Source organism: Bacillus sp. 03113 (genome assembly GCF_006546985.1).
Classification (GTDB): Bacteria; Bacillota; Bacilli; order Bacillales; family Cytobacillaceae; genus VATK01.
Genome location: NZ_VATK01000010.1, coordinates 88,980 through 113,556 on the forward strand (window position 1 = coordinate 88,980; position 24,577 = coordinate 113,556).

Here is a 24,577-nt window from a genome sequence, read left to right on the forward strand (position 1 = left end):
TTGACATTAGATAATGGAGGGTATGAGAATGATTAAAGATCCAGTATTGGCAAAATTTTGGCAGCCAGCTGCTTATTCTCATGAATTAGCAGATAAACCAATGCAAGTATATATTTTAGGTGAGCGTATTGTCCTATTTCGAACAAGTACCGGTGTTCAAGCTTTTAAAGATTTATGTATCCACCGTGGTGCAGAGTTATCACTAGGAAAGGTAGTACATGATTGTATTGTCTGCCCATATCATGGATGGGAATACAATACAGACGGGAAATGTGTAAAAATTCCACAACAACCCCCTACTCGTGTCATCCCACCTAAAGCAAAAGCAATTGTCTACAGCTGTACAGAAAAATATGGACTCATTTGGGTAAAATTAAGCGATGATGCTAATAACGAATTCCCATTCCCAGAATACGTCGAATATGATGATCCTTCTTTTAAGACTGTGTGTGCAAATGCACATACAATGAATGCTGCCGCTCCGAGAGTAGTAGAGAATTTCTTAGATGTTAGCCACTTGGCATTTGTTCACGAAGGTATTCTTGGGGATTCAAATTATGCTGAAATCCCTGACTATAAAGCACATTGGCGAGAAGATCGAATTGTTACAGACGAGATTCCAGTATTTGCTGATGCTGACGGGACAGGGAATTACGCCACAATCCATTACACATTTGAAGTATTAAGCCCGACAGTCGCTCGATTAAAGAAAGTAAACTATGAAACTAAAGAGATCTTCGCCATGCTATTTGCTGCTCGTCCTGAACAGGAGCGCAAGTCGACTGTACATGCATTGGTTTCAAGAAACTATTCATTCGATGCATCTGATCAATATTTTATTGATTTTCAGCAGACCATTATCGAGCAAGATACTGCAGTCGTTGAAAGTCAAAAACCAGAGGAGCTTCCGCTTGATTTACAGGAAGAGCTTCATTTAACACCAGATAAACTAAGCATTGCGTACAGAAGATGGCTGGGTGAATTAGGAGTTACCTTTGGCAGTGATGTTGGACGGAGAAAGGCACAGCTTAACTGATATTTAGTCCTTCCCCCTCCAAGATATATAGAACTAGAGCTTTACTATTTTAACAATACAGCAGAGTCTGTCCTAAGAAGGGCAGACCCTGTTTATGCATACACTACCCATAGTATCGGTTAATAAAACTCAATTTCTACAATATTTCCTATTAGGACAAAATCTAATCTAAACCATTGAGGGAGAAAATGAATAATGTCGATGAATAAAAACTTGGAGACGAAAAATGTTGAAATGATAACAAAATCTAATCCTTACTGGTTAGACAAGCTTTTTCAATTAACAAAACGTAAAACGAATGTAAAAACGGAGATTCTGGCAGGAATTACGACATTTATGACGATGAGTTATATTATTTTTGTTAATCCAAACATTTTGTCGGATGCAGGTATCCCAAAAGAAGCAGCCATTGCTGCGACTATCTTTGCTAGTGTCTTTGCAACTCTTCTATTTGCATTATGGGCTAATATGCCAATTGCAGTTGCTCCAGGAATGGGACTTAATGCTTTTTTTGCTTATACGGTCGTATTAGGTCAAGGTTTATCGTGGCAAACAGGATTAGGAGCCGTGTTCATTTCAGGATTGGTATTTTTTATTCTTACCATAACCGGTATACGAAAAAAAATTATTGAAGGTATCCCCAATGTGTTAAAAAGTGCTATTTCTGTCGGAATAGGTTTATTTATCGCCTTTATTGGCTTTAAACAAGCTGGCATTATTGTAAGTAATGAGGCCACTTTTGTTTCACTTGGTCAAATAACAAAACCTGCACCGTTACTTGCTTTAATTGGTTTTATTATCGTAACTGTTCTTACTGCTCGAAAAATAAAAGGAGCAGCCATTATTAGTATCTTGCTCATATCTATTTCAGGAATGATTTTAGGAATTGTTGAAACACCAAAAAGTATTAATAACATCATGTCATTTTCTCTTCCAAGCATGTCTGAAACTTTTTTAAAAATGGATATTAAAGCTGCTTTTCAGTACGGTCTCTTGTCCATCATTTTCTCGTTTACTCTAGTCGAGTTATTTGATAATTTAGGTTCTATGATTGGTTTATCTAAAAAAGCTGGACTTATGAATGAGAAAGGTGAAATTGAAGGGTTGGATAAAGCGCTTATTGCAGATTCTATTGCCACGATGGCAAGTGCTTCAATGGGTTCTACAGCTATGAATGCATATGTTGAAAATGCAACAGGTATTGCCGAAGGAGGAAAAACAGGTCTTAAAGCACTAGTAGTGGCATTCCTCTTTTTGTTAAGTATTTTGTTTACTCCATTAATTAGCATTATTCCACCATTTGCTACAGCACCTATATTAATTTTGGTTGGAGCCTTTATGCTAACTGAAATTAAGAATATCGCCTTAGACGACTTAACAGATTCCGTACCTGCTTTTCTTACTATTATTCTTATGCCCTTAACGTTTAGTATTGGTGAAGGACTTGCATTTGGTTTCCTATCTTATACTTTCATTAAATTATTGACGGGAAAAGCGAAAGAAATTCACTGGATCTTGTATGTCATTAGTGCTGCTTTTATTGTGAACTTTATTTTTCATGTTTAGTTATATGTTTGAGTCCGCTTTAGCAACTTAAATTCTGCTGTATAGTTTTTTATAATCCGCCCATTTTCCTCCATAAAAAAGAAAGTGTATACCGTTTAGAGGTTTTTTAACCTCTGCTTTAAGTGGTGCAGGTAATAGGTGTCGATTACCTCTTATGACATGTAAAAAAAGCTCCTGAATAGAAGTGTACTTCACCTTCTATTCAGGAGCGGTTTATGTCCTCAAGGGACTAGCGATTTTTACACTGTTATATAAACATAACCGTCGACTATTTCTGTTTTATATATTTCCACACAGCCGTTATCTGGTTTTTGTACTTCCCCTGTTATAAGTGAAATCTTCCAATCATGTAAGGGACAAAATACAAACTCTCCTGAAACGATTCCTTCTGCTAACGGTCCATTTTTGTGCGGACAACGATTGCTTATGGCACGTACTTCGCCATTTGACAAGTGAAAGATTGCAATCGAATACCCTTTAATTCTTACTTCTTTCCCTATCTGCTTAGGTAAATCTGTTAATTTCATAATTTTAATGGATTCTTTTATAGTGTTCATTTCGCTTCCCCTCCACAGATGATTTTTTCTGAGCCGATTTTATCCTCTAATTACTTTATACATTTCTTTCTTCTGTTCATGCTTAAGAATCATTGACCATGCTTCTTCATAAGTATTTTTTGCTTTATCGAAGCGCTCAACTAACGGAGCTATATTTTCTTCTTTCAATAATTTCTCTTTGACAACATCTGCCCCTACACGGTCTACCCATTGTGCTGTACGCTCTCCATAATTAGCGTTTTCTCGATAATATTGTACAAACGCTTTTGCCATTGCTATTACTTCTTCTTCCGTTGACACAGTCGTTAAGGAATCACATTCACGAACGACTGTCCCTCCATTTCCTCCGAAATAAAGCTGATAGCCATTCTCTACACATACCACACCAAAATCTTTTGTTAATACTTCTGCACAGTTTCTTGGACAACCCGTTACACCCATCTTCATCTTATGAGGAGTATCGACCATTTCAAGTGCTTGTTCTAGCTTCTGTCCTAAGCCTAACGAATCTTGCGTTCCAAAACGGCAAAATTGTGAACCAACACATGATTTGACATTTCGCAGGGATTTAGAGTACGCATAGCCTGAACGCATGCCTAAATCTTCCCATACTTGCGGAATATCTTCTTTTTTGATTCCATACAACCCAATACGGCTTGCTCCAGTAATTTTCACTAATGGTACATTATATTTTTTGGCAACCTCACCTAGGCGAATTAAATCTTCAGCTGTGGTTACACCACCATACATGCGTGGAATAACTGAGAAAGTTCCATCCTTTTGAATATTCCCTTCCATTTTTTCATTAACAAATCTTGAAGCCTTATCATCTTCATATTCTTCGGGGAAAATCATACGTAAATAGTAATTTAAAGCAGGACGACATTTCGAACATCCTTCTTCACTTGCAAATTCTAGGACATTTCGAACCTCTTTTGGAGATTTCAGCCCTTTATCAAAAATGTTAGCGACTACTTCATCCCTAGTGAAGGACGTACAGCTGCATATGCCTGTTTTTTTGGGAGATATATCAAAGTGATCTCCTAATGTATGCAAAAGAATGCTTTCTACCACTCCTTTACATTTCCCGCATGATCCCCCTGCTTTTGTACATTCTTTTACTTCATCAAATGTTGTCAGTTGATGTTCTAATATAGATTGAACAATCGTCCCCTTTGTTACTCCATTACATCCACAAACAGTATCTTCTGCACTCATGGAAGAAACCAAATCTTCCTCAGTATCTTGTCCGGTTTTACTTAATACAGAGGTGCTCGTATATTCACTAATATCTGTTTGTTTTTTTAACAGATTAAATAAGCGATTTCCATCAGAAGCATCGCCATATAAAACTATCCCTACGATTTTATTATTTGTAACAAGTATTTTTTTATATTTTTTAGCGAATTGATCATGAACAATTATGGCTTCTGTTTGTTCATCTTCGTGAATCTTGCCGCCTGAAAATAAATCACATCCTGCGACTTTCAGCTGTATAGAAAGGATACTGCCTTGATACCCTTTTCCACTACTGCCAGTAATATGATCTGCAAGCGCTGTTCCTTGTTCGTAAAGCGGCGCTACTAGCCCATATACTTTCCCATTATGTTCTGCACATTCACCAACAGCATAGATGGACGAATCTGATGTAAGCATATAATCATTGATAATGATTGCTCTATTAACATTTAGACCTGCTTCTCTTGCAATAGTAACATTTGGACGAATTCCTACAGCCATAACGACTAAATCACATTCAACAGATGTACCATCGGTGAACTTTAATCCTTGCACTCGATTTTCTCCATATATTTCGGCTGTTTGCTTTTCCATTAAAAATTTCATACCTTGTGCTTCTAAGTCCTTTTTCAATAGATTGGCAGCTGCTCTATCAAGCTGTTGCTCCATTAATGAAGGCATAATATGAACAACATGTACATCCATCCCCCTATCAATAAGCCCTCTTGCAGCCTCCAACCCAAGGAGACCGCCACCAATAACAACTGCTTTTTTGTATGATTTTGCTGCCTTCATCATTTTTTCAGTATCTTCAATTGTACGAAAACCAATCACGCCTTCTAATTGACTACCTGGTATCGGTAATATAAAAGAGCTTGATCCTGTTGCTATAATCAGCTCATCATAAGTAATAATATTTTCCTTATCCGTCATGATTTTTTTATTTTCTCTGTCAATTTTAATTACTTTTTCATCAGCTAATAGAGTAATATTGTTTTCTTTATACCAGTCCCAGTCATTTATGTTAATCTCATTAATAGTAGTTTTTCCTTGTAATACATTTGAAAGCATAATGCGATTATAGTTTGGATATGGTTCTTCTCCAATTATCGTTATTTCAAATAAATTAGGATCTCTTTTAATAATCTCCTCGACACTGCGAACACCAGCCATACCGTTTCCAATCATAACTAGTCTTTTTCTCATGTTGTTCCCTCCTTATACTGTTTTGGTTTATTTACATAAAATGAAGTTGTCATCTTTGTGATATCACGCACAATCGCATATGTTCTCCTCTTGAAAGAGCATTATCAAAAGAGTAGCAATAAATAAACAGCCAAGGAGTGATCCAGATCACATATTACAGTTTTGTCAGACTAATTATAAATTTGAAAGGATTTGTAAAGTAGTAAGGAATTAATAAAGGATTGAATTTGTAAGATTAAGAGGAATTTTTATGGGTTCATAAGAGGAGTGATAAATACATAGCGAAGATTGTCTAATTTCTTAATAAGACAGTCTCCGCTCGTAGTTTCTAGCCTAATCGATAGATTAAAAATCTCTCAAAAGGATTGTATTTATATAAACTCGGGAGGATGACTTCCTGTTTCAGTTCAAAAACAGTTTGATTTTCTAAAAAATAAATATAGTCTTCTGAGGAATAATATAATATTAACTCTATTTCTCTTCCTGATTTTTCAACTGAAAGCAATATATTATTTATGATACTTCTAAAAATTTGAATGGAAAATGGATTAAAAAAATAAAATCGATTGTCTTTAGGATGAATGGGATAGTCTTCTGCCAGTCCACAATGGAAATGAATTTGATTTTTCCCTTTTCGAACCTTCTTTAAATAATTATTTCGATTGTCAATTGCTTCTTGATAGAAAGTCTCGTTCATCTCAACCCCTATAACAGTTGCTTGAAATAAATAATGAATATAAAAAGGTAATCGCCCTTTTCCGCAGCCAAAGTCTACGATCCGATCACTTTTCTTCAGTTCATATTGATTAAATAAGATTTCAAGCGCGTGATAAGGCGTTGGCTCATAACGATGATAATGAAAAGACTGATTGAACCCCTTTTGATCTCCTACTGTTTTTATATTCAATAATGTATCGTAATACTTTTCATTCATTTATTTGCTCCAGTACAAGGGATTATATTTTTTACTATTATAGTATAAAACACCCCCTAGGAGTACTGTATCCTAAGGGGTCATTCATTATTAAATCGCTTTTGTTATTATTTCAACATCAATATTTCCTCGTGTTGCTTTGGAATATGGACAAAACTGATGAGCTAGATGGGTTAATTCTTCTGCTTTTTCTTGGGAAACGCCGTTAATTTCCACCTCTAAAACAACGCCAATTTTATACCCGTTGTCACTTTCATCCTTCAACAAGCTTACTTTTGCCGTTACACTCGAGTCTATTTTCACTCGTTGTCTTTGAGCAATTAAATTAAGAGCGCCATCATAACATGCAGAATATCCTGCAGCAAATAATTGCTCTGGATTAGAAGCTGTAGACTCTTGATTCGGTTTTGGTGTTGATAATTTTAAATCAATGATTCCATCGCTTGATTTTACACTGCCTTCTCTTCCACCCTTTGCGGTCGCTACTGACGTAAAATAAACAGTCATCCTATCACCTCATCCATTAGTGTCGTACAAGGAAAATTATACCGAACTCTACCAATATTTCGAAATATTTCATCCTATTTCTATCTATTTTTCATAAAAATAGTTAAATACTCCTTAATTTTCGACTTATATCCCGCATTAACGGGCAGTAAATCCCCACCTAAAGGTTATGGATGTAAACGAGAAATCCTAAGTGAGGAATAACTGCCCGTAAAAGCCCGACGACGGACAGGAAGTAATGCCACTGGATGTGGCATGTATAAGCGTAATTGGTGAAATAAGACTTTTCTTTGGGCTTCAACCCTTAGAAAAGTCAATCAGGCTCTGCGTAACAAACAATCAGTGGGAGATGAAGCCCCCCTCTGATTGAAGTTTCACTTATTTTTTCGCCTGATGAACCTTCAACAGCTTTCCTTTTATTGTTGTATTCTTCATGACTTTTAAGACAAGGGGGCCTTTTCCATTTAATATTTCTACATATGAAACATTTTCCTGAATGGTAATGATTCCGATATCATCTGCGGTTACACCTTCAATTTTTGCGATCGTGCCGACAAAATCTACCGCTCTAATCTTCTTTTTCTTTCCTCCATTAAAGTATAGCTTCATGATGTCTCTATTTAATTGTTCACTTTTATCTTTTTTAACCTGTGGTCGAGCATTTATTTTTTCGTTAAACACCGCATTAAATGTAGCAACTTCATCTTTTGATGGAGCTGCCATTTTAGGTATTTCAAAGCCGATGTATTCTTCTATTTCTGCTAAAAATTTTTCTTCATCCGGTGTTATCAAAGTAAACGCTTTTCCTTTTTTACCAGCACGTCCTGTTCTCCCTGTTCTGTGTACATAGCTTTCTTTTTCTAAAGGGAGATCATAGTTGAAGACGTGTGTGATATTGTCAATATCGATGCCTCTTGCCGCTACATCTGTTGCCACTAAATAGCGAAATTTTCCTCTTTTAAAATCATCCATAACCTCAAAGCGATCCTCTTGTACCATTCCACCGTGAATTTTGTCGCATGGGTAGTTAAAGTCGTTTAATTGCTCAACCAAATGATTGACTCTTTCTTGCGTTCGGCAAAAAATAATACAGCTGTCAGGATTTTCGACGATCGTTAAGTCTCTTAAAAGTGAAAACTTATCTTCTTCTCTTACTTCTAATACGGCATGTTCAATATTATTGGCTGCTTGTTCCGTTGCTTTTATTTCAACATGAATTGGATATTTCATATATTTATAACAAAGATTTTCGACATTTTCAGGCAATGTAGCAGAAAACAAAAAAGTGACTCTGTCTGTCGGCAGTTTTTGAATGATCGCTTCTACCTGGTCAATAAATCCCATATTTAGCATCTCATCCGCTTCATCGATTATGAGATAATTTATATGGTCAATAGCAAGTGTTCCTTTTTCAATATGATCTAACACCCTCCCTGGAGTCCCAACAACAACATGCGTTTTTTGCTTTAATTCTAATTTTTGCTTCAAAAAAGGTTGTTTTCCGTAAACAGCAGCAGCTTTAATCCGCTTAAATCTTCCGATATTTGTTATATCTTCTTTTACTTGAGCAGCAAGCTCTCGAGTAGGCGTAAGAATCAAGCACTGTGGCTTATTCTCTTCCCACTCCACCATTTCACAAATGGGTATGCCGAAGGATGCGGTTTTTCCACTGCCTGTTTGAGATTTTACAACAAGATCTTTCTTGTCTAATGCAATAGGAATTACTTCTTTTTGAACCTCAGTTGGATGCTCATAATTTAAGCCAGAAAGTGCTTTTAGGATCTCTTTACTTAATGAATAGTCTTGAAATCTTTCTTTACTCATCCTATAACCTCATTTTGTTTGAATTAATTGTTATGCTCATCTATTAATACTAAATATATACACTTTCATTTTTTTATCTTCTTTATTATAATGCTATGTTAAATAACACTGTTGATTTTTGAATCATTTAGCACGAACTACATGAACCGCCAAAAGTAAGCTTGCTTGCTCCTGACGGTTCATGTAGTTCGTGCTATCTTGAAGCTGCGCTTAAGGCGTGTGAAACCATGTTTCAAACGAATGATTCAAAAATCGCTTTTATTAACAGTACACTTTAACAAACCTATTATAAAAAAAGTTGGCAGCAAATAAAAAGACGTCTGCTCTAAAAGCAAACGTCTTTTGCGTATTGAGGCGACGAACCACACGCCACATTCGTGTGCGCCATAAGGCATGTTCGGCGGCTTACACAATTCAGCTCATCGCTCATCTACTATAGCATGAACTTATATAAAGGGCAATGTGTTTTTATTAGGCTTCTATATAACTCATGTTATTTCGTATCATATTTGTTATTTTTATAACACTTTATCTATAATAGTATTTATAATATTTTTATTGTACGATAAATATTTTTATAAATTGAAACTTCAATCATCCATTAGCTCAAGCACTTAATAAGAAAGGAAACAAAAAGATGGTAGATTTCGAATGGTATCGCAGCTTTATCAGTATTTATAAGCATCATTCAGTATCGGAGGCTGCTAAAGCGAGAATTATGACGCAGCCAGCGATGAGCCAGCATTTAGCTGCTCTTGAAGCTGAGGTTGGTGAACCTTTATTTACTCGAGCACCAAGAAAAATGATTCCGACTGAAAAAGGAAAGGAATTATATACAAAAATTGTCCCTTTAATTGAAAATTTAGAAGGAATTACTTTAGATTTAAAGCTTACTACATCTCTTCAATCAATGTCCATTGTTCGTATTGGTTCGCCTTTTGAATATTTTACGGATCAGGCATTGCGCAAAATCTGTCAAACGGAATTCCGCTACTTTTCACAATTTGGGATTGCACCAATTCTATTAGAATGGCTTCAAGAGGATAAAGTAGATATTATCATCACGACTCAAAAATATAAAGCTCCTGGAATTGAATACATCAATCTCGAGGAAGAAGAATTTGTTCTCGTTGCACATCCTTCCTTTGAAGTCTCATTTCAGCCAATCTCACTTGAGGAATGGTTAAGCAAACAAAAATGGATTAGCTACGGATTAGAGCTTCCTATTATTAGAAGATTTTGGAGGGAACATTTCAAAAAAAGACCTGAAATTCAGCCGTTTCATATTATTCCTGATCTACGAGCTATATTAAAAGCAATCGAGAATAATATGGGAATCAGCATGCTGCCCACCTACTTAGTACAAGAATCTGTAAAAAACAATGATACAAAAATCATCTTCCCTGACAAATCTGTCAAAAACGACATTTATATCGCTTATGCCTTAAAAAATAAAGATCATCCTATCATAATGCAAGCCGTCAATAACTTAATTGGTTAGCGAATTTTAGAATTTCACTAGTTTACAAATGGAATCCCGAAAGTGCTCGTCCTTTTTTAGTCTGCTTTTAAACACTGTTAGAGAGAAATCTATCTTATTCTAGTAGATTTCTTTCTAAACAATCATTTAAAATTTCCGCATACGGATCATCTTTGATTTTGTTTTTGGATATACACATCAATTTCCTTAATATCCTTGCTGCCGCAAGCTTCACACTGCTGGTATAGTGAATCATTTATATCATGATTTGGATGAATAAATGCTTTACAATGATTACAATAATATTGCTTCATAAAGCGATCCCCCATATCTTTTCCTAAAATCACATCAAAAACGATAAGATAGTATATTTCAGTTATTAACAGAAGGTAATAGTTCATTTTCCTCATTTTTCCTGTTTATTCTTATATCTATTAATTCGAGATCATAACCTCTAAATTTTTAAGAGAATACAAGCCTGCTATTTCACTTTCACATCTCTTTTCGGACATAAAATCTACATATTTAAAAGGAAGGAAACGCTTTCTTTTTATCGAATATCTAGGGTAAAAGGAGATGGTATCATGAAGAGTTTTCAATATGAAGTTATAAAAATAGATGGAGCCTTAACAAACGATACTCCCCTAGATCGATTAAGAAGTACTTTAAATCTTCGTGGCGGGGAAGGCTATAGATTGCACAGTGTGGTCACACAAATAGATAAAGACAAATCTGAAACGAATTTATTAATATTTGAACGAGTCCATGTGGTAGATGAAAACATCCTTTTATAAATAGAAAATTACTCTATTTTTTTCAATAGATTTAAAAACTAGAGCTTCATCATAATTAAAGGTCCCAAAAGAGATATTTTTAGGACCTTTATGATAAAACTAAAATCATTTTTTGCTTTTTAATGGAATTCTGTTAGCTACAAACGTAATCAAGAAAGCACATAGCATTGGGGCAATCATCGAAATGATAAAGCCAGTTATATTATTTGATAGTAAGGGTGCTGTAAATGATGGGACATAGGCTGTACCGCGAACATTGAATAACCCAACCAAGGCTCCGCCTAGTCCCGCCGAAATGAGAGCTCCTCCAAATACGATTTTATTAGAAAACATAAACGGATAAGCTGATTCGACAAAAGTACCAAAGCCCATATTTATAAGAAAACCGGGAGTTGCAACTGTTGCTTCACCTTTATCTCTTGGGGCAATAATATTGGCAAGATTAATGCCGGCAGCAACCATAACAAGTCCAACCATATCGACAGCGCCTAAGAAGCTATTCCCTGTCTTTTCCATTTCAAGCAATACAATTGGAAGGATAGCTGCATGGTATACCCCTCCTAAAATGGCAGGCCAAATAAGGATTCCTGCTAATAACCCTGCAACAATTGGATTAAATGCCACAGCTTGTTCTAAAACCGCTTTAATCAGATTTCCTGCCTGTAAAGCGACTGGGCCAATCAAATAGAATACGATTAACCCTGAGATCAAACCAGAGATTCCACCTGCAACGATATTAACAGTCGTCATTGGAAATCGCCATTGTATACATTTACTGAAAAAGAACTGCACAAGGATCCCTGCACCAATCCCTCCAATGATTCCTCCAATCATTCCGCCTTTTACAGATAAAACACCTGCTACTACACCAGCAATGATCGAAACCTCATCTAAATCAGAAACTTGTTTAGCTGCAATGACCGCGAGCATAACTGGCAAAGCATTGATCATGATATCGAACACTTCACTTAATCCCTTTAGGGCAGGAATTTGACTGAGTGCTAGAATAAGAGCCATAGCAATAAAACCTGGCAATGATGAAACCATTATTCCTCTTATATTAATATTCTTCAGCACATGACTATTAGAAGAGTTCGTTTTTTCGCTTGGCGCTCCTATAATTGGGTTAAATTTCATTCCCCAAAGTTTACATAGTGATGAAATAAATGATATCGCTCTTGTTCGATTAGTAGTACCCGTTGTGCCTGAGGCCGCAATTACATTTGCACCCTGAGAAGTTATCAAAGCCATGGAGGTTCCGCCAGTACCCACGATAGGTACATTCTTTTCAATTGCCGCCGCAATGACTTCTTTATTGGCACCATTTGGATCAATACTCATCGAAATGATTCCATCAATTTCTCCATTTTTTATTCTCTCTGCGATTAATGCATCAAGATTCGCCGCTTCCAAATTGGTCTCAGCTAAAGTACCTTGAAACATTTCAACCGGATTTTCTTCATTTAGGCTATATAGTGCTGCCTTTGTCGTTTCCTTTGCTTTATCCATAGATTCGGTTGCTGCTATGAACTGAATATTTGCAATTCGAAGGCCAGCAGCCCCGCTTTGCATAAGAATTTCCTGCAGCAGCTTATTTGGATTTGCTCCACCTAAATTAAAGAGATTCCCCCCACTACTTCCGATAACAACGATTTTTTTCACTAACTATTCATCTCCTTCACTTTAAGCATCTCTTTACATTCTTTTAAGAAATGGCTGTTTTCGTATAGATTGTTGCTTTTAAACGCGCAGCCTGCTACACTTCGCTTTCCGTGGGCGAGCGTCAAGCCTCCTTGTCGCATACGCTCCTGCGGGGTCTCGCCTTTCTCACATTCCCACAGGAGTCTACGTGTATGCAGACTGCTCCGAAACGTTTCTCCCAATGTTTTTAATGTCAAAAACAACAAACTTTGAGAAAACAGCCTAAGAACTAGAAAAAACCTAATCAAATGATCAGGTTTTGCTGTTGCATCTATAATAATCTAGTTTAGTTATGTAGAGCATTCAGCAAAATCTAAGATGTTATTAAAAAGTCACCTTATTGTAGCATAGAATTCTTTAGTTTAATATCGTTTTAATAAGTTAAAGTAAAGGTAGAAAATCATCCATAAAAAAAGACCTTGTTGTTCTGCACGACAAACAAAGTCTCTTTTCCTCTTTTATTTTTGTTTCCTTAATAACCTTAGTGATGGTGATGACTTTCAAAATTAGGATTTGTAATTTCAAAACCTTCCTGAGGCACATAAAAGTATTTAATCCAAACGCCATCTAAAAAAGGCTCACGTGTATCAAGTATGACATCGATTTCTTTATCTGTACTTACGACTTCATCAAATTCAGTTGGTGAATCGAACTTTAAGTCGTAATGTGCATGGTTACCATGAGCATGCGTAACAAAAACACGAATTGATTTTCCTTGTGCTTCTTCACTTTCTAGCATTTTTTTCAATACCTTTGCTGCATTTCTGTTAATTTTACAATTCATATGTAAACCTCCGTTTCAAGCTTCGTAGTAAGTTTAGATCGTATTTCTGGAAAATTGATACACCTCTCTATCTTACACCCTGTAACCGATAGATTGCATAAGATATGCTTGAATCATATGTATACTTTTTAACATTTTTTATTTTGTACTTATTGCCCAATTACTATTATTTAAAAAAGAATGGTGACAATAAGAACAAAAGCGCAAGCTCCTTGTTCAGCCCTGAAGAAAAATGTTCTCATGACTCAAAAAGTGTTCTTTACTTTTAGAGGCATGAGGTTATCTTTCACAAGGGGTAGGCGCTGGAGCTGGACGTCGACACATATCTTTCAAAGTTATCAACAGCCAACTATTTAGTAATTTCCTGGTAAATAATTAAAAAAACCACCTCATTTTTCAACGAGATGGTTCATTACATCTTGTAGGGATTTACTTGCTAATTCGTTTTCCATTGCTTTTTGCACTTCTAAAAATGTGACATCTAATGCTGATTGTATTTGACGTCCTACTGGACAATCTGGATTCGGCTTCTCATGAATCACAAATAATTCTTCTTTATTTTGAACTGCTTTATAAATTTCCATTAATGAAATTTCAGAAGGAGCTTTTTTTAATGTAGGCCCTGGAACTCCTACTCTCGACGTCAAAATGCCTGATTTTTTTAGCAAACTCGTTAAACGACGGATGACGACCGGATTCGTGTTAACACTCCCCGCAATGAATTCTGAGGTTAGTTGCTTAAAAGGGTTTGCTGCTATTAAAGCCAATATATGAATAGCGACAGCGAATCGCGAGTTAACCATTTCTTTCACCACCTTGTAATCATTGTAGTTACATTATAAGACACAATCAATTTCTTTTGCATTTTTTTACGAAATAATTGAAATCCATTTTATCTCCAAATCGTTTAATATGTAGAGGAAAATATCGAAAGTATTAAAAAATAAAAAGCAGGGAGTAGTTTTTCTCCTCTGCTTGAAAAATATTATTGTTGTATGCTTGTACTATTCTTTTTTGTAAATAATACATGATCCAGTGAGAATGAAGATTTTGGATTTAAAATAAGGAAGATCGCGATTACTCCATATGCAAGATCTAGTTCATATCCAGCCCCTTGTCCGTTTCCAAGAAAACCTGCTCCCATTTTTACTTTAATAATGGCACCCAACATAATAGCTAAAAACAAAGCAGACATGTATCGAACCCCAATCCCTGCGATTAATAGTACTCCCCCTACCAGTTCAATTGTAGCCACAATATAGGCCATAAAGCTAGGAATCCCGATGCTATCAAAAAAGCCGGCAATGTTTTCAATTCCACTTTGAAATTTAGAAACACCATGAATGATAAATGCGATCCCTAAGAAAATTCGTAATACAAGTGTCCCCCATTCTAAATTCCTCTCCATTCTTTCATTCCCCTTTCAATAAAAATTTCACACTACACATTGTAGTGTAATTAGGTAAAAAAATACAATAAATATAGTTTCATCGTTAATTCTAAGGAAACTATATTTATCTATCAAGTAACCATGGTCCTGATTTCAGATTCAAAGATCTAGTACTTTAAACCTTTCTTCATTTTATTAATTCATTACCATCAGCGCCATCAATACAATAAATACATATGCGGATGTAATGATTGATTTCATTTGTAATCTTACAGGAATAGTTGCCTGTGGATTAATAAGCTGCTGTAATCGATAGTTAATAGAACCATCCGTAAAACCTATCAGAACAGGAGCTGAATCCTCTTTCATGTGAGTCTTGATCAGCTTTAGCAAAGCATTGCTTAAACTCATTTCCGATCCCATCTTCCTAATGGCATATTCATCTGCTTTTAATTCACACATAATCTTATAATTTTGATATGACCATTTTGTGATTGGAATATACCAAATTACCTTACTAATAATCTGTAAGATAAAAATTTTAAAAGCATCATACGATTTTTGGTGAGATGTCTCGTGGGATATGACTGCTTTGAGTTCGTGATAGTCTAATATCTCTATGAGTGATGTTGATAGAACAATGATCGAACGACGAAAACCAAAGGTAAATGCTATAGGATTTCTAGAATGAATGACCACAATATCACTTTTGTGACGATGAAATCTTTCATTTACTTCCACAGTCATATTATGATTCTTGTTCGTTAATATTTTTCTGATTAATTGTTTGGAAAGGAACATTTGCTTTCCTATTTTAATCAAAATGATGATGAAATGGTAAGCAATAAAAAGATTGACGGCTCCAATCAACAACGAATATAAAAAGCTCGTTTTCTTAAACAAACTGAGGCAGAAATGAAAGATGTTTGCAGAAACTTGGAGATTAAACAGGACATTTGCCAGATACAAACCCATTTGGATCCATAAGATCATCCCAATGGAAAGACCAATGATGAATACCATGATCGATTTCTGTTTCCACATAGTTACTACCTTTCCTTTTTTAATTGTTTTAATTTGTTTTCTAATTCCTCTAATAAGTTTTGATCAACGTCCTTCAAGGAATCGAGCATATGCGTGACGACAATGCCCCCAAATTCATCTAGTAGATTTTCTGTAAGCTTTTTTGACTGTTCTTGAATAAATTCCTCTTTCGTTAATGTGGGTTTAAAAAGAGAAAGTCTTCCTTCCGTTCTTTTTTCTAACACTTCTTTTTGAACTAATCGATTCATCACGGTCATAATCGTATTGAAATTCGCTGCCTTCTCTTTCTTTAATTCATGTTGAACCTCTTTTATGCTCATCTCTGACCTCTTCCAGAGAATGTCCATGATCTTAGCCTCAAGCGGACCAAAGAAGCGATTTAGTCCTACCTGATCAGAGCGAAAATTACTGATATTCATATTTTTTCACCTTCCATTACATAGTGTAGTGTATTAAATAGCATCTTTCAAGGCCTATGATTTTTACATTTTCATGTCAGTTAAAAATGAGGATTGTATTCTTCTTATTTTTACACTACAATATGTAGTGTAAATCTCCGAAAGTGAGTGTGTACATATGAAGCAAAAACAAAGAAGTCATTTACCTTTTACAATTGGGTTGGTCCTTTTTATTGTAGGGGCTTTAGTAGGACTAAAATATATTTCTGATACAGATAAAAGCCAAGGAAAAGAATTTTTAAATCAGCATGTAGAATTGAAAGTAAACACGTTTCCTGAAGAAGGAAGAGTTCATACAGAGAATCATGTGAATTACAAAACGTTTCCTCCTACCTCTGGTGACCATAGTGAAAATCCTGCTAACTATGGTTTTTATGAACAACCAATTCCATTTGAAAACCTAGTCCATAGTTTAGAACATGGAGATATTGTCATCTACTATAACTCTTCAGTAAATGAAAAAGAATTAAAAGCATTAAAAGAAATCAGCGAAATCACTTATAAGGGTTCTGGTATCGAAGTTGTCCCAAATGATGAAATAACCACACCAATCGTCTTAACCGCTTGGACAAAAATGCTAGAACTTCCATCCCTCGACACAAAAAAAATAAAACAATTTATTTATGAATTTATTTATGAAGGCCCAGAAAAACTATAAGAGCTTAATTGATTCACGAAAGAAATAATGCCGTCTCTTTGTATCAGCATTTTTCTTTCGTATTTAATAAAAAAGAGTAGAATAGCAAATTCGTTTTAAGCCTTCTGTATCTTTTATGAATCAGAATGAAACTTTCTTTATAGAAAAACGTAAATAATACCATCAAATATTAGAGTAATATTTTTAACCGTTCAACAAAAGACTAGTCAATCATCTGGGAGGTTCAGCTCTAACAAGCAGGTATCAGTTGTATACGAACATAAAATTCCAATTAAATTTATTGGAATGGTTAATTAATGTTGCGGATAAAAAATGAACAAGAAACTTTACTGGAGGAAATAAAATGGGAATTATTAATGGTCTTTTAGGAAATGCATCTACTGTTCAAAAAGATGAAGCTAAGAAGGAATTAGAACCTCTACTTATTGATGGTGAAGAAATTACAGCAGCGTTCAAATTAGTAAGAGACTTAATTATATTTACCGAAAAACGATTAATAATAGTTGATAAACAAGGTATCACAGGGAAGAAGATTGATTATCATTCTATCCCTTATAAATCTATTTCTCATTTCAGCGTTGAAACAGCTGGACACTTTGATTTAGATGCTGAATTAAAAATATGGATTTCAGGCGCTCAATTGCCTGCTGTTACAAAAACTTTCAAAAAAGACAAGAGTATTTTTGATGTACAAAAAATTCTAGCAACTGTATGTGGATAGTTTGTAAGTTGAAAAAGATGGATGCTAACCTTAGTTCACTTAATAGTTGGAATTTTAATTTTCTACGCCAAAAACTCCACCATTTTGAATTTTCAACGAAAATCAAACTAAATAAACAAATGAAAAAAGCCACTTTCTTGATACCAAGAAAGTGGCTTAAACCTATGAGCCGTGAGGGATTTGAACCCCCGACCCCCACCCTGTCAAGGTGATGTTCTCCCGCTGAACTAACGGCTCATGATATAAAGATAGAGATCTTGTAGTGGCTGTATACCCCCGCTGAACTAATAGATCTTCTATAAGTTACATCTTATAATTATACTTATAATAAAATGAAAGTCAATACTTTTTGCTTCATATGATGATTTTCACTTGTAAACTTATTTGATAATATTATATGTTTCACTATCCTATATAAGATAACCCTCTCTACCTTTAATTTCACCTATTTTTATTGCTTCATTACTTTTGGTGTTACAGTTGTTCCTGTTATTCTAGGCGATACAGCCAAATTAACACCTAGCACACCCAAAATAACGAAAATTGCCCCAATAAAATGATAATAATATAGTTGTTCATGCAGAATCAGGATTCCAGCAAAAACAGCAATAAGCGTTGTTAAGTTTGAAAACACACCCATTTTTCCTGCCTCAAGCTCTGATAAAGCAAAGTTTGATAAAAAGAAAGAGAAAAATGAAGCGAAAGCTCCTAGAGACAGCACTGATAAAACGAACAAAGGATGAAAAAGTGGTTGTATAAAATGAGTTATCGTACCATGAATAAGGTGGTTTCCAAGCGCAAGCAGATTAAAGGAAACAAAGCCTGTGATAATCATCACATACGTAATATCGACCATTTTGTATTGTTGAGTTGTTTTTCGCGCCATCACATTGTAGCAGGCATGGGAAAAAGTGCTTACCAGCATAAAAATAACTCCATGCCAATTCACTTGACCAAATTGAATACCTGTCATGACAAATATAAAAACAATTCCAAATGCAGATATAAAGATAGCTGCTTTTTGCACCCATGTGGTCCTTTCTTTCAGAATAAGCGCAGCCAAAATTAAGGTAAAGATCGGCAATGTAGCTTGGATTATCCCCGCTTCAGAAGAAGATAAATACACAAGACCAAGTGCTTGTACTAAAAAATATAGAAACGGATGAAAAATAGCTATTGGGAGAACTCGCAATGTAACCTTTTTATCCAAAGAAACCTTCACCCAGCCGAAAATGAGCGGCACGAGTGCAATCAGAAAAGCAAAAGTAAAACGGTACGCTAGCACATCAAATGGACTTGCGTATCGAATCGCAATTTTTACAAACATAAAAGAAAAACCTATGATAGAAACAAACAGCAAGATTGCTGCATACGCTAAAGTTTTTTTTGAAAAAAACATATTCTCTCCTCACTCTTCAGATGTTAAACATAGAGGCGTTCCTCTTTTATAAAAGATACATATATCAATTTCTCCATCATTACTTACTTTAGATCATTCTACCATTTGTTGTAGGAATTTAATATAATTAACCAATCAATATCAGTGAATTTCAGCTATAAACAAGTAATCTATTTTTTTCTGTTCTATCCTTTTTTGGTATAATTTAATAGATTAATTTTTAATTGAGGAGGTAAAAATGAACGTCATAAAAAAGATCAACAACATGAGCCTCAATATGAAAATCGTACTGTCCTTATTTATCTTAATTACTGGAGCTTTGTCATTTATGATGATCGTCGCTTGGAACGATTCAAGAAATCTTGAGAAAGATACGATTCACGTTTCAAATGAGGAACAAGCTCAAATAAAAGCAGATCTTCAAAAAAGATTTGAATCGGTTACGCCGACCTCGGAATTACCATCCTATGGAGAAATGACTGAACATGAAATTCTGAATGAGGTTCACGGTATGACTCATCAGAAAGTAAAAGCAGATGAAAAATGGGGCTCATCTGAGATTACAAAGGAAAAAGTTCAGATGATCTATAATGTAGTAGAAAACAGTGATTTTAAAACTCGTTCTATGCTTATACATATAATTGAACCTTGGTTAAAAAATGATTTTAGTAATGCTGTTGAGGCTCATAATGCCATTTGGGATTATCAAGATGGGAATATCGGAAAAGCAACTCGATTACTCACTCCAGCAGAAGAAAAAGCATACATCGAAGAAAAATTTCGATAAATCAGGGAGCATAAAGAACGGTAATGCTAGACCTGGGTTTTGATTCCTTGCTATTGAAGTTATTAACAGTGAACTACTTTACCATTTTTAGTGTATAAAAAACCGATCACCCTTTTATTGGGTGATCGTGATTAGTTAGATGTCGGCATCCCAATCCCATCATTCATTAACAAATAAGAAAGGTTTTCGATAGCTTCTTCTTCGTCTTTTCCTTCAGCTCGAATCAAGACATCTGTTTGACTCTGAATTCCTAAGGAAAGAATACCTAATACCGACTGGAGGTCTACCTCTCTTTCAGCATGGTGTAGGGTTAAATTGCTGCTGTATTTACTTGCTTCATAAACAATCTTTGTAACTGGAACAGCATGCAATCCATGTTTGTCAATAATATGAATTTTTCTTTCAACCATTGTTTTTTCCTTCTCTCCAAGAAATAAGGTGCTTCTTATTTGATTTTACACAAACCCCAGACTGGATATCTCCTGAATTTCACGGCTATGCGAAGAAATTGTGGAATATCTCAAAACAAAAAATCCACGTCTAAAACAACTATTAATAATGTACCATATCCATAAAGTTTGAACAATTCACTTTCAAAAAATAGTGAAAAATCCTAATATTTTACTATATTCATAATAATTACGCAATAAATCTAACTGACTCGACATTCAAAAAACTCGTGACCCCATTTTTAGCAAACAAGCATTAAACAAGAGCCAGCTTTAACTAGCTGTCACCTGTTTATTCGTTATCTTTCAAGTATCTCTTCTCCAAAAATTGTTTCTGACTTTGAAAGCTCTTCCTCTCTGTCTCGTTGCTTATGTGCAACTCTAGCAGCAGCGGTTGCTGCGATGCTCGCTACCATATCATCTAAAAAGGTATTTACTGAATTCCCTTTTTTATTGTCTAATAGTTTAATAATCCCTATTTTGTTTTTATCTAGATGACCAAAGGTGGTAACGGCAATGCTTCCGTAGCCTAAAGAAGCACCTAATGCAATCGTTTCATCCACTCCAAACAGACCTTCATCTGATTCTATAATGGATTGCAGCGGTTCAGATAGTTTTTTTTGCTCAGCAAGCTTATCAAGCTCAATCCCAACTAGTATGGCATGCTGAATTTCTCTTTTAAGTAATACTCTTTCCACACTTTCTATACATTCATTTAATGTTAAATCGGGTTTATATGGACTTTGCAATTCATGTACAATCTTCGCAATTTCTGAGATTGAAACTCCTCTTTCCTTTAATGCATTTACGGTAGCTTTTGTTACTTCTCTGCTATGAACTCGCATATTTCTCACTCTCCTATGATTCCACATTAAAGCTATAAATCTTATTATAACAGCTGAAGGAACATTCGTCGGAGATTTGAAATCAGTATTTACATGATTGCTATGATAAAATTAAATGAAATGCCTTTCAATACAAGCTGGTGGAGGAATTCTCATGGATTTAAAAGGAAGCATACAAGAAATAAAGTTGATAAGCAAGGAGCTAGGCGAAGAAATACAATTACTTGTTTATCTCCCATCTACCTATACTCCTTTATTAAAATATCCCGTTTTATTTGCTCAGGATGGTCGTGATTATTTTCAAATGGGGAGATTGGGAAGAACGATTGACGATTTATTAGCCAAAAAAGAAATCGAGCCAATCATTGTGGTCGGAATTCCATATAAAAATGTAGAAGACAGACGGAAGAAATATCATCCTTCTGGAGCACAAAATCAAGCATATATCCGCTTTTTAGCTCATGAGCTCGTCCCTTTTATTGATCAGAAGTTTCCAACTCTACAAATTGGAATGGGCCGTGCATTAATAGGAGATTCTTTGGGTGCAACAGTCTCGTTGATGACCGCTCTTCAATACCCTCATACGTTTGGAAAAGTGATCCTACAATCACCATTAGTAGACGATAAAGTTTTAACGTCTATTAAGCAATTTAAGAAAGAGCCTCATCTTCTTTCTTTTTACCATATTATCGGGACACTAGAAACTGAGGTGAAAACGACAGCAAACACAATAGAAGACTTCCTAGCTCCAAATCGAATCTTATCTGAACTTATAAAGGAACGTAAATTCCCATATTTTTATGCAGAATTTGAAGGGAACCACACTTGGAAATATTGGCAGCCAGATCTTATACGAGCTTTGATTCATATGTTTAAAATAATTCAATAGAAAAATAATTTAGCATCTATAAACGTGTCGCATATGGGTAGCACATTATTCGATCTTTGTTATAATAAGAAATGAGTTTTGATCAGTTATTTATTTTTTCGAACTATTCTATGAATGATCATATTTTTTGAAGGAGGAAAAAAAATGAAATGTAATATCGTCCTTTATCCTGGGAAAGAATTGCAGGATTTAGTTAATTCATATCGTAAACGCTATGATACGCAATACGCTTTTATTTCCCCTCATATTTCATTAGTACACGCGTTTGAAACAGAGGAAAGCAAACTGCCTGAAATAAGTGATAAACTTTTTAACGTAGCAAATAAATTTTCTCCACTTCAAATTCAAGTGACCAAAGTAAGTACTTTCCAGCCTGTAAATAATGTGCTTTACTTAAAAATCACTCCAACTGATGAGTTATTAGAACTGTATAAAAATCTAAATGCGATGTTCGGAAACGATCATCACGAGGATTCATACGTACCACATATTACAATTGGACAAGAGCTTTCGAATTCAGAAATATCAGATATTTACGGATCGTTGAGTAAACGTTCATTTTTGTACGAAGAACAAATTAATCGTTTTCATTTACTCTATCAGCTGGAAAATGGCTCATGGGCTACATACGAAACTTTTCGATTAAGGGAGGGATCATAAACAGTGGAAGTAATAATCGTCAAAAATGATCAAGAACTGAACGACGCATTCCTGATTCGAAAAAAAGTATTTATTGACGAACAAAATGTTCCAACTGAAATCGAAATTGATGAATTTGAAAATAGCTCGGTCCATTTTGTTTTATATAATGAAAAAGTTCCATGCGGTGCTGGTCGATTAAGAGTTTTTCCAAGCTATGCAAAGGTCGAACGAATTTGTATTTTGCCATCGAATCGAAAGGGCGGTTCAGGCAAAGCTATTATGAATAAAATAGAAGAATATGCAAAAGAGCAAAACATTTCTATTCTAAAACTAAATGCGCAGTCACATGCAATCCCTTTTTATAAAAAGCTGGGCTATGAAATCATTTCTGAAGAATTTTTTGAAGCTGGAATTCCACACATGACGATGCAAAAAACTTTAAGTGCCGTGTAACCGGCACTTTTTTTATGATAATTTCTCTTTTCCTGAGCAAACTATGAATTATGGAAATGTTTTTACGGGAGAGAAATAAAAAATGGAGTTTGTACATATTTTATCAGAAATAATAGTTGGGTACATCGCTTTATTTATTTTGACAAAATGGTTAGGAAAAACACAGATAAACCAATTTACACCGTTTGACTTTATTTCAGCGTTAGTGTTGGGAGAATTAGTTGGGAACGCATTGTTCGATGAAAAAACTGGATTAAGTCATATCTTATTTTCTGTTGTTATTTGGGGAATTCTCATTTTTACGACTGAAATAATCACACAAAAGAGCATACGTTTTCGTAAAGTCCTTGAAGGCGAGCCCTCCATTATTATTCGAAAAGGGAAAATTGACTTCAATGTGATGAAAAAAAACCATCTCGATTTAAATCAGCTTCAATATTTATTAAGGTCAAAGGATGTTTTTTCCATTCGCGAGTGCGAATATGCTTTATTAGAAACAGATGGCACAATCAGCGTATTAAAAAAAGCAGAGTATACGTACCCTGTGTTGCATGATTTAAATTTGCCGATTAAACCGATTACTTTACCTGTTCCATTAATTCTTGATGGTGAAATTATCGATAAAAACCTTACATTAGTGAATTGGGATCAAAACAAAATTGAACAAGAAGTGAAAGCCCATGGAATATCTTCTACAAAAAAGGTCTTTTATGCTGAATGGAAAGAAGGAGAAGCGTTACATTTACAAACATATGACTAACGGGGATTAAAAACTTATCCCCTTCTTTTCTTTTTTTAAATTTTTTTATCAAAGTGCAATCCCTTTCCTGTAAGCTGATGAAATGACTGATTGAACTGCTTCCTTTTTTCTTTTTCTTTATTTTTCAAAGCAAAAGGAACTGTCCATTCTTTCTTTATCATTGTCTCTACAGGAGATATTTTGTTTACTGGTAAATACGTATAAGGAGCTTGATGATTAAAGCTGCTAATCCTTTGAGCATATTGTTCATATTGATTATGAGGAATCTGCACAATATACATTGAATTCATCACCTTTCATGTAAGAAGAAGCTCAAAGCCCTTTATCCGATGTGACTGAAATAAGATGCAATATATTCGAAACTCCCGATTGACTTATGATCTGAGCAGTTAAACATCATCTTATCTTGATACTAGAGAAAAACACATTTTTTCTTTCAATATAATTATTTTTC

27 protein-coding genes and 1 tRNA gene are annotated in these 24,577 nt (G+C 34.9%); 11 read left to right on the top strand and 17 right to left on the bottom strand.

The window, feature by feature from the left end; translation table 11 throughout:
* The first annotated feature begins 28 nt into the window (after positions 1–28).
* Positions 29–1,036: an aromatic ring-hydroxylating dioxygenase subunit alpha gene (locus FDO66_RS11245; RefSeq protein WP_141432741.1), complete on the top strand. Its 1,008-nt coding sequence runs from the start codon at positions 29–31 to the stop codon at positions 1,034–1,036.
* A 201-nt stretch (positions 1,037–1,237) separates the two neighbouring features.
* The gene (locus tag FDO66_RS11250; RefSeq protein ID WP_395939775.1) at positions 1,238–2,602 is read left to right on the top strand and encodes an NCS2 family permease; all 1,365 of its coding nucleotides are present in this window, start codon (positions 1,238–1,240) and stop codon (positions 2,600–2,602) included.
* Between the two features lie 239 nt (positions 2,603–2,841).
* Here the strand turns inward: FDO66_RS11250 and nirD are convergent, their stop codons facing one another.
* The 5 genes from nirD to FDO66_RS11275 form a co-directional block, all read right to left on the bottom strand.
* Positions 2,842–3,159: a nitrite reductase small subunit NirD gene (nirD, locus tag FDO66_RS11255; protein WP_141432743.1), complete on the bottom strand. Its 318-nt coding sequence runs from the start codon at positions 3,157–3,159 to the stop codon at positions 2,842–2,844.
* 39 nt (positions 3,160–3,198) lie between these two features.
* A complete protein-coding gene (gene nirB, locus FDO66_RS11260) occupies positions 3,199–5,604 on the bottom strand; it encodes a nitrite reductase large subunit NirB (protein WP_141432744.1) in 2,406 nt (801 codons plus the stop codon).
* A gap of 328 nt (positions 5,605–5,932) precedes the next feature.
* Positions 5,933–6,538, bottom strand: a complete 606-nt coding sequence (locus tag FDO66_RS11265) for a methyltransferase (RefSeq protein WP_141432745.1) — start codon at positions 6,536–6,538, stop codon at positions 5,933–5,935.
* 90 nt (positions 6,539–6,628) lie between these two features.
* The gene (locus tag FDO66_RS11270) at positions 6,629–7,045 is read right to left on the bottom strand and encodes an organic hydroperoxide resistance protein (protein ID WP_141432746.1); all 417 of its coding nucleotides are present in this window, start codon (positions 7,043–7,045) and stop codon (positions 6,629–6,631) included.
* Between the two features lie 378 nt (positions 7,046–7,423).
* Entirely contained in the window at positions 7,424–8,869 is a 1,446-nt protein-coding gene (locus FDO66_RS11275; protein WP_141432747.1) for a DEAD/DEAH box helicase, read from the bottom strand.
* A 637-nt stretch (positions 8,870–9,506) separates the two neighbouring features.
* On the opposite strand from FDO66_RS11275, the gene FDO66_RS11280 reads away from it, so the two are divergent.
* The gene (locus tag FDO66_RS11280) at positions 9,507–10,370 is read left to right on the top strand and encodes a LysR family transcriptional regulator (RefSeq protein WP_141432748.1); all 864 of its coding nucleotides are present in this window, start codon (positions 9,507–9,509) and stop codon (positions 10,368–10,370) included.
* 146 nt (positions 10,371–10,516) lie between these two features.
* Here FDO66_RS11280 and FDO66_RS11285 read toward each other — a convergent pair whose 3' ends face one another.
* Positions 10,517–10,750, bottom strand: coding sequence for a hypothetical protein (locus tag FDO66_RS11285; RefSeq protein ID WP_141432749.1), 234 nt, complete (start codon positions 10,748–10,750; stop codon positions 10,517–10,519).
* 183 nt (positions 10,751–10,933) lie between these two features.
* On the opposite strand from FDO66_RS11285, the gene FDO66_RS11290 reads away from it, so the two are divergent.
* Positions 10,934–11,143, top strand: a complete 210-nt coding sequence (locus FDO66_RS11290) for a hypothetical protein (protein ID WP_141432750.1) — start codon at positions 10,934–10,936, stop codon at positions 11,141–11,143.
* A 105-nt stretch (positions 11,144–11,248) separates the two neighbouring features.
* Here the strand turns inward: FDO66_RS11290 and FDO66_RS11295 are convergent, their stop codons facing one another.
* The 6 genes from FDO66_RS11295 to FDO66_RS11325 form a co-directional block, all read right to left on the bottom strand.
* Complete coding sequence (locus FDO66_RS11295) at positions 11,249–12,805, bottom strand: PTS sugar transporter (RefSeq protein WP_141432751.1); 1,557 nt, start codon at positions 12,803–12,805, stop codon at positions 11,249–11,251.
* A gap of 520 nt (positions 12,806–13,325) precedes the next feature.
* Entirely contained in the window at positions 13,326–13,628 is a 303-nt protein-coding gene (locus FDO66_RS11305) for an iron-sulfur cluster assembly accessory protein (RefSeq protein WP_141432753.1), read from the bottom strand.
* A gap of 389 nt (positions 13,629–14,017) precedes the next feature.
* On the bottom strand, positions 14,018–14,431 hold the full coding sequence (locus FDO66_RS11310; protein ID WP_141432754.1) for an Rrf2 family transcriptional regulator: 414 nt from the start codon (positions 14,429–14,431) through the stop codon (positions 14,018–14,020).
* Positions 14,432–14,613: 182 nt separating this feature from the next.
* Positions 14,614–15,036, bottom strand: coding sequence for a DoxX family protein (locus FDO66_RS11315; protein WP_141432755.1), 423 nt, complete (start codon positions 15,034–15,036; stop codon positions 14,614–14,616).
* A gap of 177 nt (positions 15,037–15,213) precedes the next feature.
* Positions 15,214–16,062, bottom strand: coding sequence for a M56 family metallopeptidase (locus tag FDO66_RS11320; protein WP_141432756.1), 849 nt, complete (start codon positions 16,060–16,062; stop codon positions 15,214–15,216).
* A gap of 5 nt (positions 16,063–16,067) precedes the next feature.
* The gene (locus tag FDO66_RS11325; protein WP_141432757.1) at positions 16,068–16,481 is read right to left on the bottom strand and encodes a BlaI/MecI/CopY family transcriptional regulator; all 414 of its coding nucleotides are present in this window, start codon (positions 16,479–16,481) and stop codon (positions 16,068–16,070) included.
* Between the two features lie 157 nt (positions 16,482–16,638).
* Here FDO66_RS11325 and FDO66_RS11330 point away from each other — a divergent pair, with 157 nt between their 5' ends.
* Positions 16,639–17,178, top strand: coding sequence for a thioredoxin-like domain-containing protein (locus FDO66_RS11330; protein ID WP_141432758.1), 540 nt, complete (start codon positions 16,639–16,641; stop codon positions 17,176–17,178).
* Positions 17,179–17,521: 343 nt separating this feature from the next.
* Positions 17,522–17,899 (top strand): PH domain-containing protein, encoded by a 378-nt coding sequence (locus FDO66_RS11335; RefSeq protein WP_141432759.1) that lies wholly within the window; start codon positions 17,522–17,524, stop codon positions 17,897–17,899.
* A 165-nt stretch (positions 17,900–18,064) separates the two neighbouring features.
* Here the strand turns inward: FDO66_RS11335 and FDO66_RS11340 are convergent.
* Positions 18,065–18,136, bottom strand: a tRNA-Val gene (locus tag FDO66_RS11340).
* A gap of 214 nt (positions 18,137–18,350) precedes the next feature.
* The gene (locus tag FDO66_RS11345) at positions 18,351–19,298 is read right to left on the bottom strand and encodes a DMT family transporter (RefSeq protein ID WP_141432760.1); all 948 of its coding nucleotides are present in this window, start codon (positions 19,296–19,298) and stop codon (positions 18,351–18,353) included.
* A gap of 238 nt (positions 19,299–19,536) precedes the next feature.
* Here FDO66_RS11345 and FDO66_RS11350 point away from each other — a divergent pair, with 238 nt between their 5' ends.
* Positions 19,537–20,085: a DUF6241 domain-containing protein gene (locus FDO66_RS11350; protein WP_141432761.1), complete on the top strand. Its 549-nt coding sequence runs from the start codon at positions 19,537–19,539 to the stop codon at positions 20,083–20,085.
* A gap of 131 nt (positions 20,086–20,216) precedes the next feature.
* On the opposite strand, the gene FDO66_RS11355 is transcribed toward FDO66_RS11350, so the two are convergent.
* Positions 20,217–20,495, bottom strand: coding sequence for an HPr family phosphocarrier protein (locus FDO66_RS11355; RefSeq protein WP_141432762.1), 279 nt, complete (start codon positions 20,493–20,495; stop codon positions 20,217–20,219).
* A gap of 338 nt (positions 20,496–20,833) precedes the next feature.
* The gene (locus FDO66_RS11360) at positions 20,834–21,379 is read right to left on the bottom strand and encodes a phosphatidylglycerophosphatase A family protein (protein WP_258535704.1); all 546 of its coding nucleotides are present in this window, start codon (positions 21,377–21,379) and stop codon (positions 20,834–20,836) included.
* 154 nt (positions 21,380–21,533) lie between these two features.
* On the opposite strand from FDO66_RS11360, the gene FDO66_RS11365 reads away from it, so the two are divergent.
* The 4 genes from FDO66_RS11365 (at position 21,534) to FDO66_RS11380 (ending at position 24,123) form a co-directional block, all read left to right on the top strand.
* On the top strand, positions 21,534–22,268 hold the full coding sequence (locus tag FDO66_RS11365; RefSeq protein WP_141432764.1) for an alpha/beta hydrolase: 735 nt from the start codon (positions 21,534–21,536) through the stop codon (positions 22,266–22,268).
* Positions 22,269–22,412: 144 nt separating this feature from the next.
* Positions 22,413–22,928, top strand: coding sequence for a 2'-5' RNA ligase family protein (locus tag FDO66_RS11370; RefSeq protein ID WP_141432765.1), 516 nt, complete (start codon positions 22,413–22,415; stop codon positions 22,926–22,928).
* Positions 22,929–22,931: 3 nt separating this feature from the next.
* On the top strand, positions 22,932–23,363 hold the full coding sequence (locus tag FDO66_RS11375) for a GNAT family N-acetyltransferase (protein WP_141432766.1): 432 nt from the start codon (positions 22,932–22,934) through the stop codon (positions 23,361–23,363).
* An 82-nt stretch (positions 23,364–23,445) separates the two neighbouring features.
* On the top strand, positions 23,446–24,123 hold the full coding sequence (locus FDO66_RS11380; RefSeq protein WP_141432767.1) for a DUF421 domain-containing protein: 678 nt from the start codon (positions 23,446–23,448) through the stop codon (positions 24,121–24,123).
* Positions 24,124–24,158: 35 nt separating this feature from the next.
* Here the strand turns inward: FDO66_RS11380 and FDO66_RS11385 are convergent, their stop codons facing one another.
* Positions 24,159–24,404 carry a hypothetical protein gene (locus FDO66_RS11385; protein WP_141432768.1) on the bottom strand — a complete coding sequence of 82 codons (246 nt, stop codon included), beginning with the start codon at positions 24,402–24,404 and terminating at the stop codon, positions 24,159–24,161.
* Positions 24,405–24,577: the final 173 nt, after the last annotated feature.

Excerpts from the sequence above, each read along its gene's own strand:
- FDO66_RS11245 (WP_141432741.1), top strand. The coding sequence starts at position 29 with ATGATTAAAGATCCAGTATTGGCAAAATTTTGGCAGCCAGCTGCTTAT.
- FDO66_RS11250 (WP_395939775.1), top strand. The coding sequence starts at position 1,238 with ATGAATAAAAACTTGGAGACGAAAAATGTTGAAATGATAACAAAATCT.
- nirD (WP_141432743.1), bottom strand. The coding sequence starts at position 3,159 with ATGAACACTATAAAAGAATCCATTAAAATTATGAAATTAACAGATTTA.
- nirB (WP_141432744.1), bottom strand. The coding sequence starts at position 5,604 with ATGAGAAAAAGACTAGTTATGATTGGAAACGGTATGGCTGGTGTTCGC.
- FDO66_RS11265 (WP_141432745.1), bottom strand. The coding sequence starts at position 6,538 with ATGAATGAAAAGTATTACGATACATTATTGAATATAAAAACAGTAGGA.
- FDO66_RS11270 (WP_141432746.1), bottom strand. The coding sequence starts at position 7,045 with ATGACTGTTTATTTTACGTCAGTAGCGACCGCAAAGGGTGGAAGAGAA.
- FDO66_RS11275 (WP_141432747.1), bottom strand. The coding sequence starts at position 8,869 with ATGAGTAAAGAAAGATTTCAAGACTATTCATTAAGTAAAGAGATCCTA.
- FDO66_RS11280 (WP_141432748.1), top strand. The coding sequence starts at position 9,507 with ATGGTAGATTTCGAATGGTATCGCAGCTTTATCAGTATTTATAAGCAT.
- FDO66_RS11285 (WP_141432749.1), bottom strand. The coding sequence starts at position 10,750 with ATGAACTATTACCTTCTGTTAATAACTGAAATATACTATCTTATCGTT.
- FDO66_RS11290 (WP_141432750.1), top strand. The coding sequence starts at position 10,934 with ATGAAGAGTTTTCAATATGAAGTTATAAAAATAGATGGAGCCTTAACA.
- FDO66_RS11305 (WP_141432753.1), bottom strand. The coding sequence starts at position 13,628 with ATGAATTGTAAAATTAACAGAAATGCAGCAAAGGTATTGAAAAAAATG.
- FDO66_RS11310 (WP_141432754.1), bottom strand. The coding sequence starts at position 14,431 with ATGGTTAACTCGCGATTCGCTGTCGCTATTCATATATTGGCTTTAATA.
- FDO66_RS11315 (WP_141432755.1), bottom strand. The coding sequence starts at position 15,036 with ATGGAGAGGAATTTAGAATGGGGGACACTTGTATTACGAATTTTCTTA.
- FDO66_RS11320 (WP_141432756.1), bottom strand. The coding sequence starts at position 16,062 with ATGTGGAAACAGAAATCGATCATGGTATTCATCATTGGTCTTTCCATT.
- FDO66_RS11325 (WP_141432757.1), bottom strand. The coding sequence starts at position 16,481 with ATGAATATCAGTAATTTTCGCTCTGATCAGGTAGGACTAAATCGCTTC.
- FDO66_RS11330 (WP_141432758.1), top strand. The coding sequence starts at position 16,639 with ATGAAGCAAAAACAAAGAAGTCATTTACCTTTTACAATTGGGTTGGTC.
- FDO66_RS11335 (WP_141432759.1), top strand. The coding sequence starts at position 17,522 with ATGGGAATTATTAATGGTCTTTTAGGAAATGCATCTACTGTTCAAAAA.
- FDO66_RS11345 (WP_141432760.1), bottom strand. The coding sequence starts at position 19,298 with ATGTTTTTTTCAAAAAAAACTTTAGCGTATGCAGCAATCTTGCTGTTT.
- FDO66_RS11350 (WP_141432761.1), top strand. The coding sequence starts at position 19,537 with ATGAACGTCATAAAAAAGATCAACAACATGAGCCTCAATATGAAAATC.
- FDO66_RS11355 (WP_141432762.1), bottom strand. The coding sequence starts at position 20,495 with ATGGTTGAAAGAAAAATTCATATTATTGACAAACATGGATTGCATGCT.
- FDO66_RS11360 (WP_258535704.1), bottom strand. The coding sequence starts at position 21,379 with ATGCGAGTTCATAGCAGAGAAGTAACAAAAGCTACCGTAAATGCATTA.
- FDO66_RS11365 (WP_141432764.1), top strand. The coding sequence starts at position 21,534 with ATGGATTTAAAAGGAAGCATACAAGAAATAAAGTTGATAAGCAAGGAG.
- FDO66_RS11370 (WP_141432765.1), top strand. The coding sequence starts at position 22,413 with ATGAAATGTAATATCGTCCTTTATCCTGGGAAAGAATTGCAGGATTTA.
- FDO66_RS11380 (WP_141432767.1), top strand. The coding sequence starts at position 23,446 with ATGGAGTTTGTACATATTTTATCAGAAATAATAGTTGGGTACATCGCT.
- FDO66_RS11385 (WP_141432768.1), bottom strand. The coding sequence starts at position 24,404 with ATGTATATTGTGCAGATTCCTCATAATCAATATGAACAATATGCTCAA.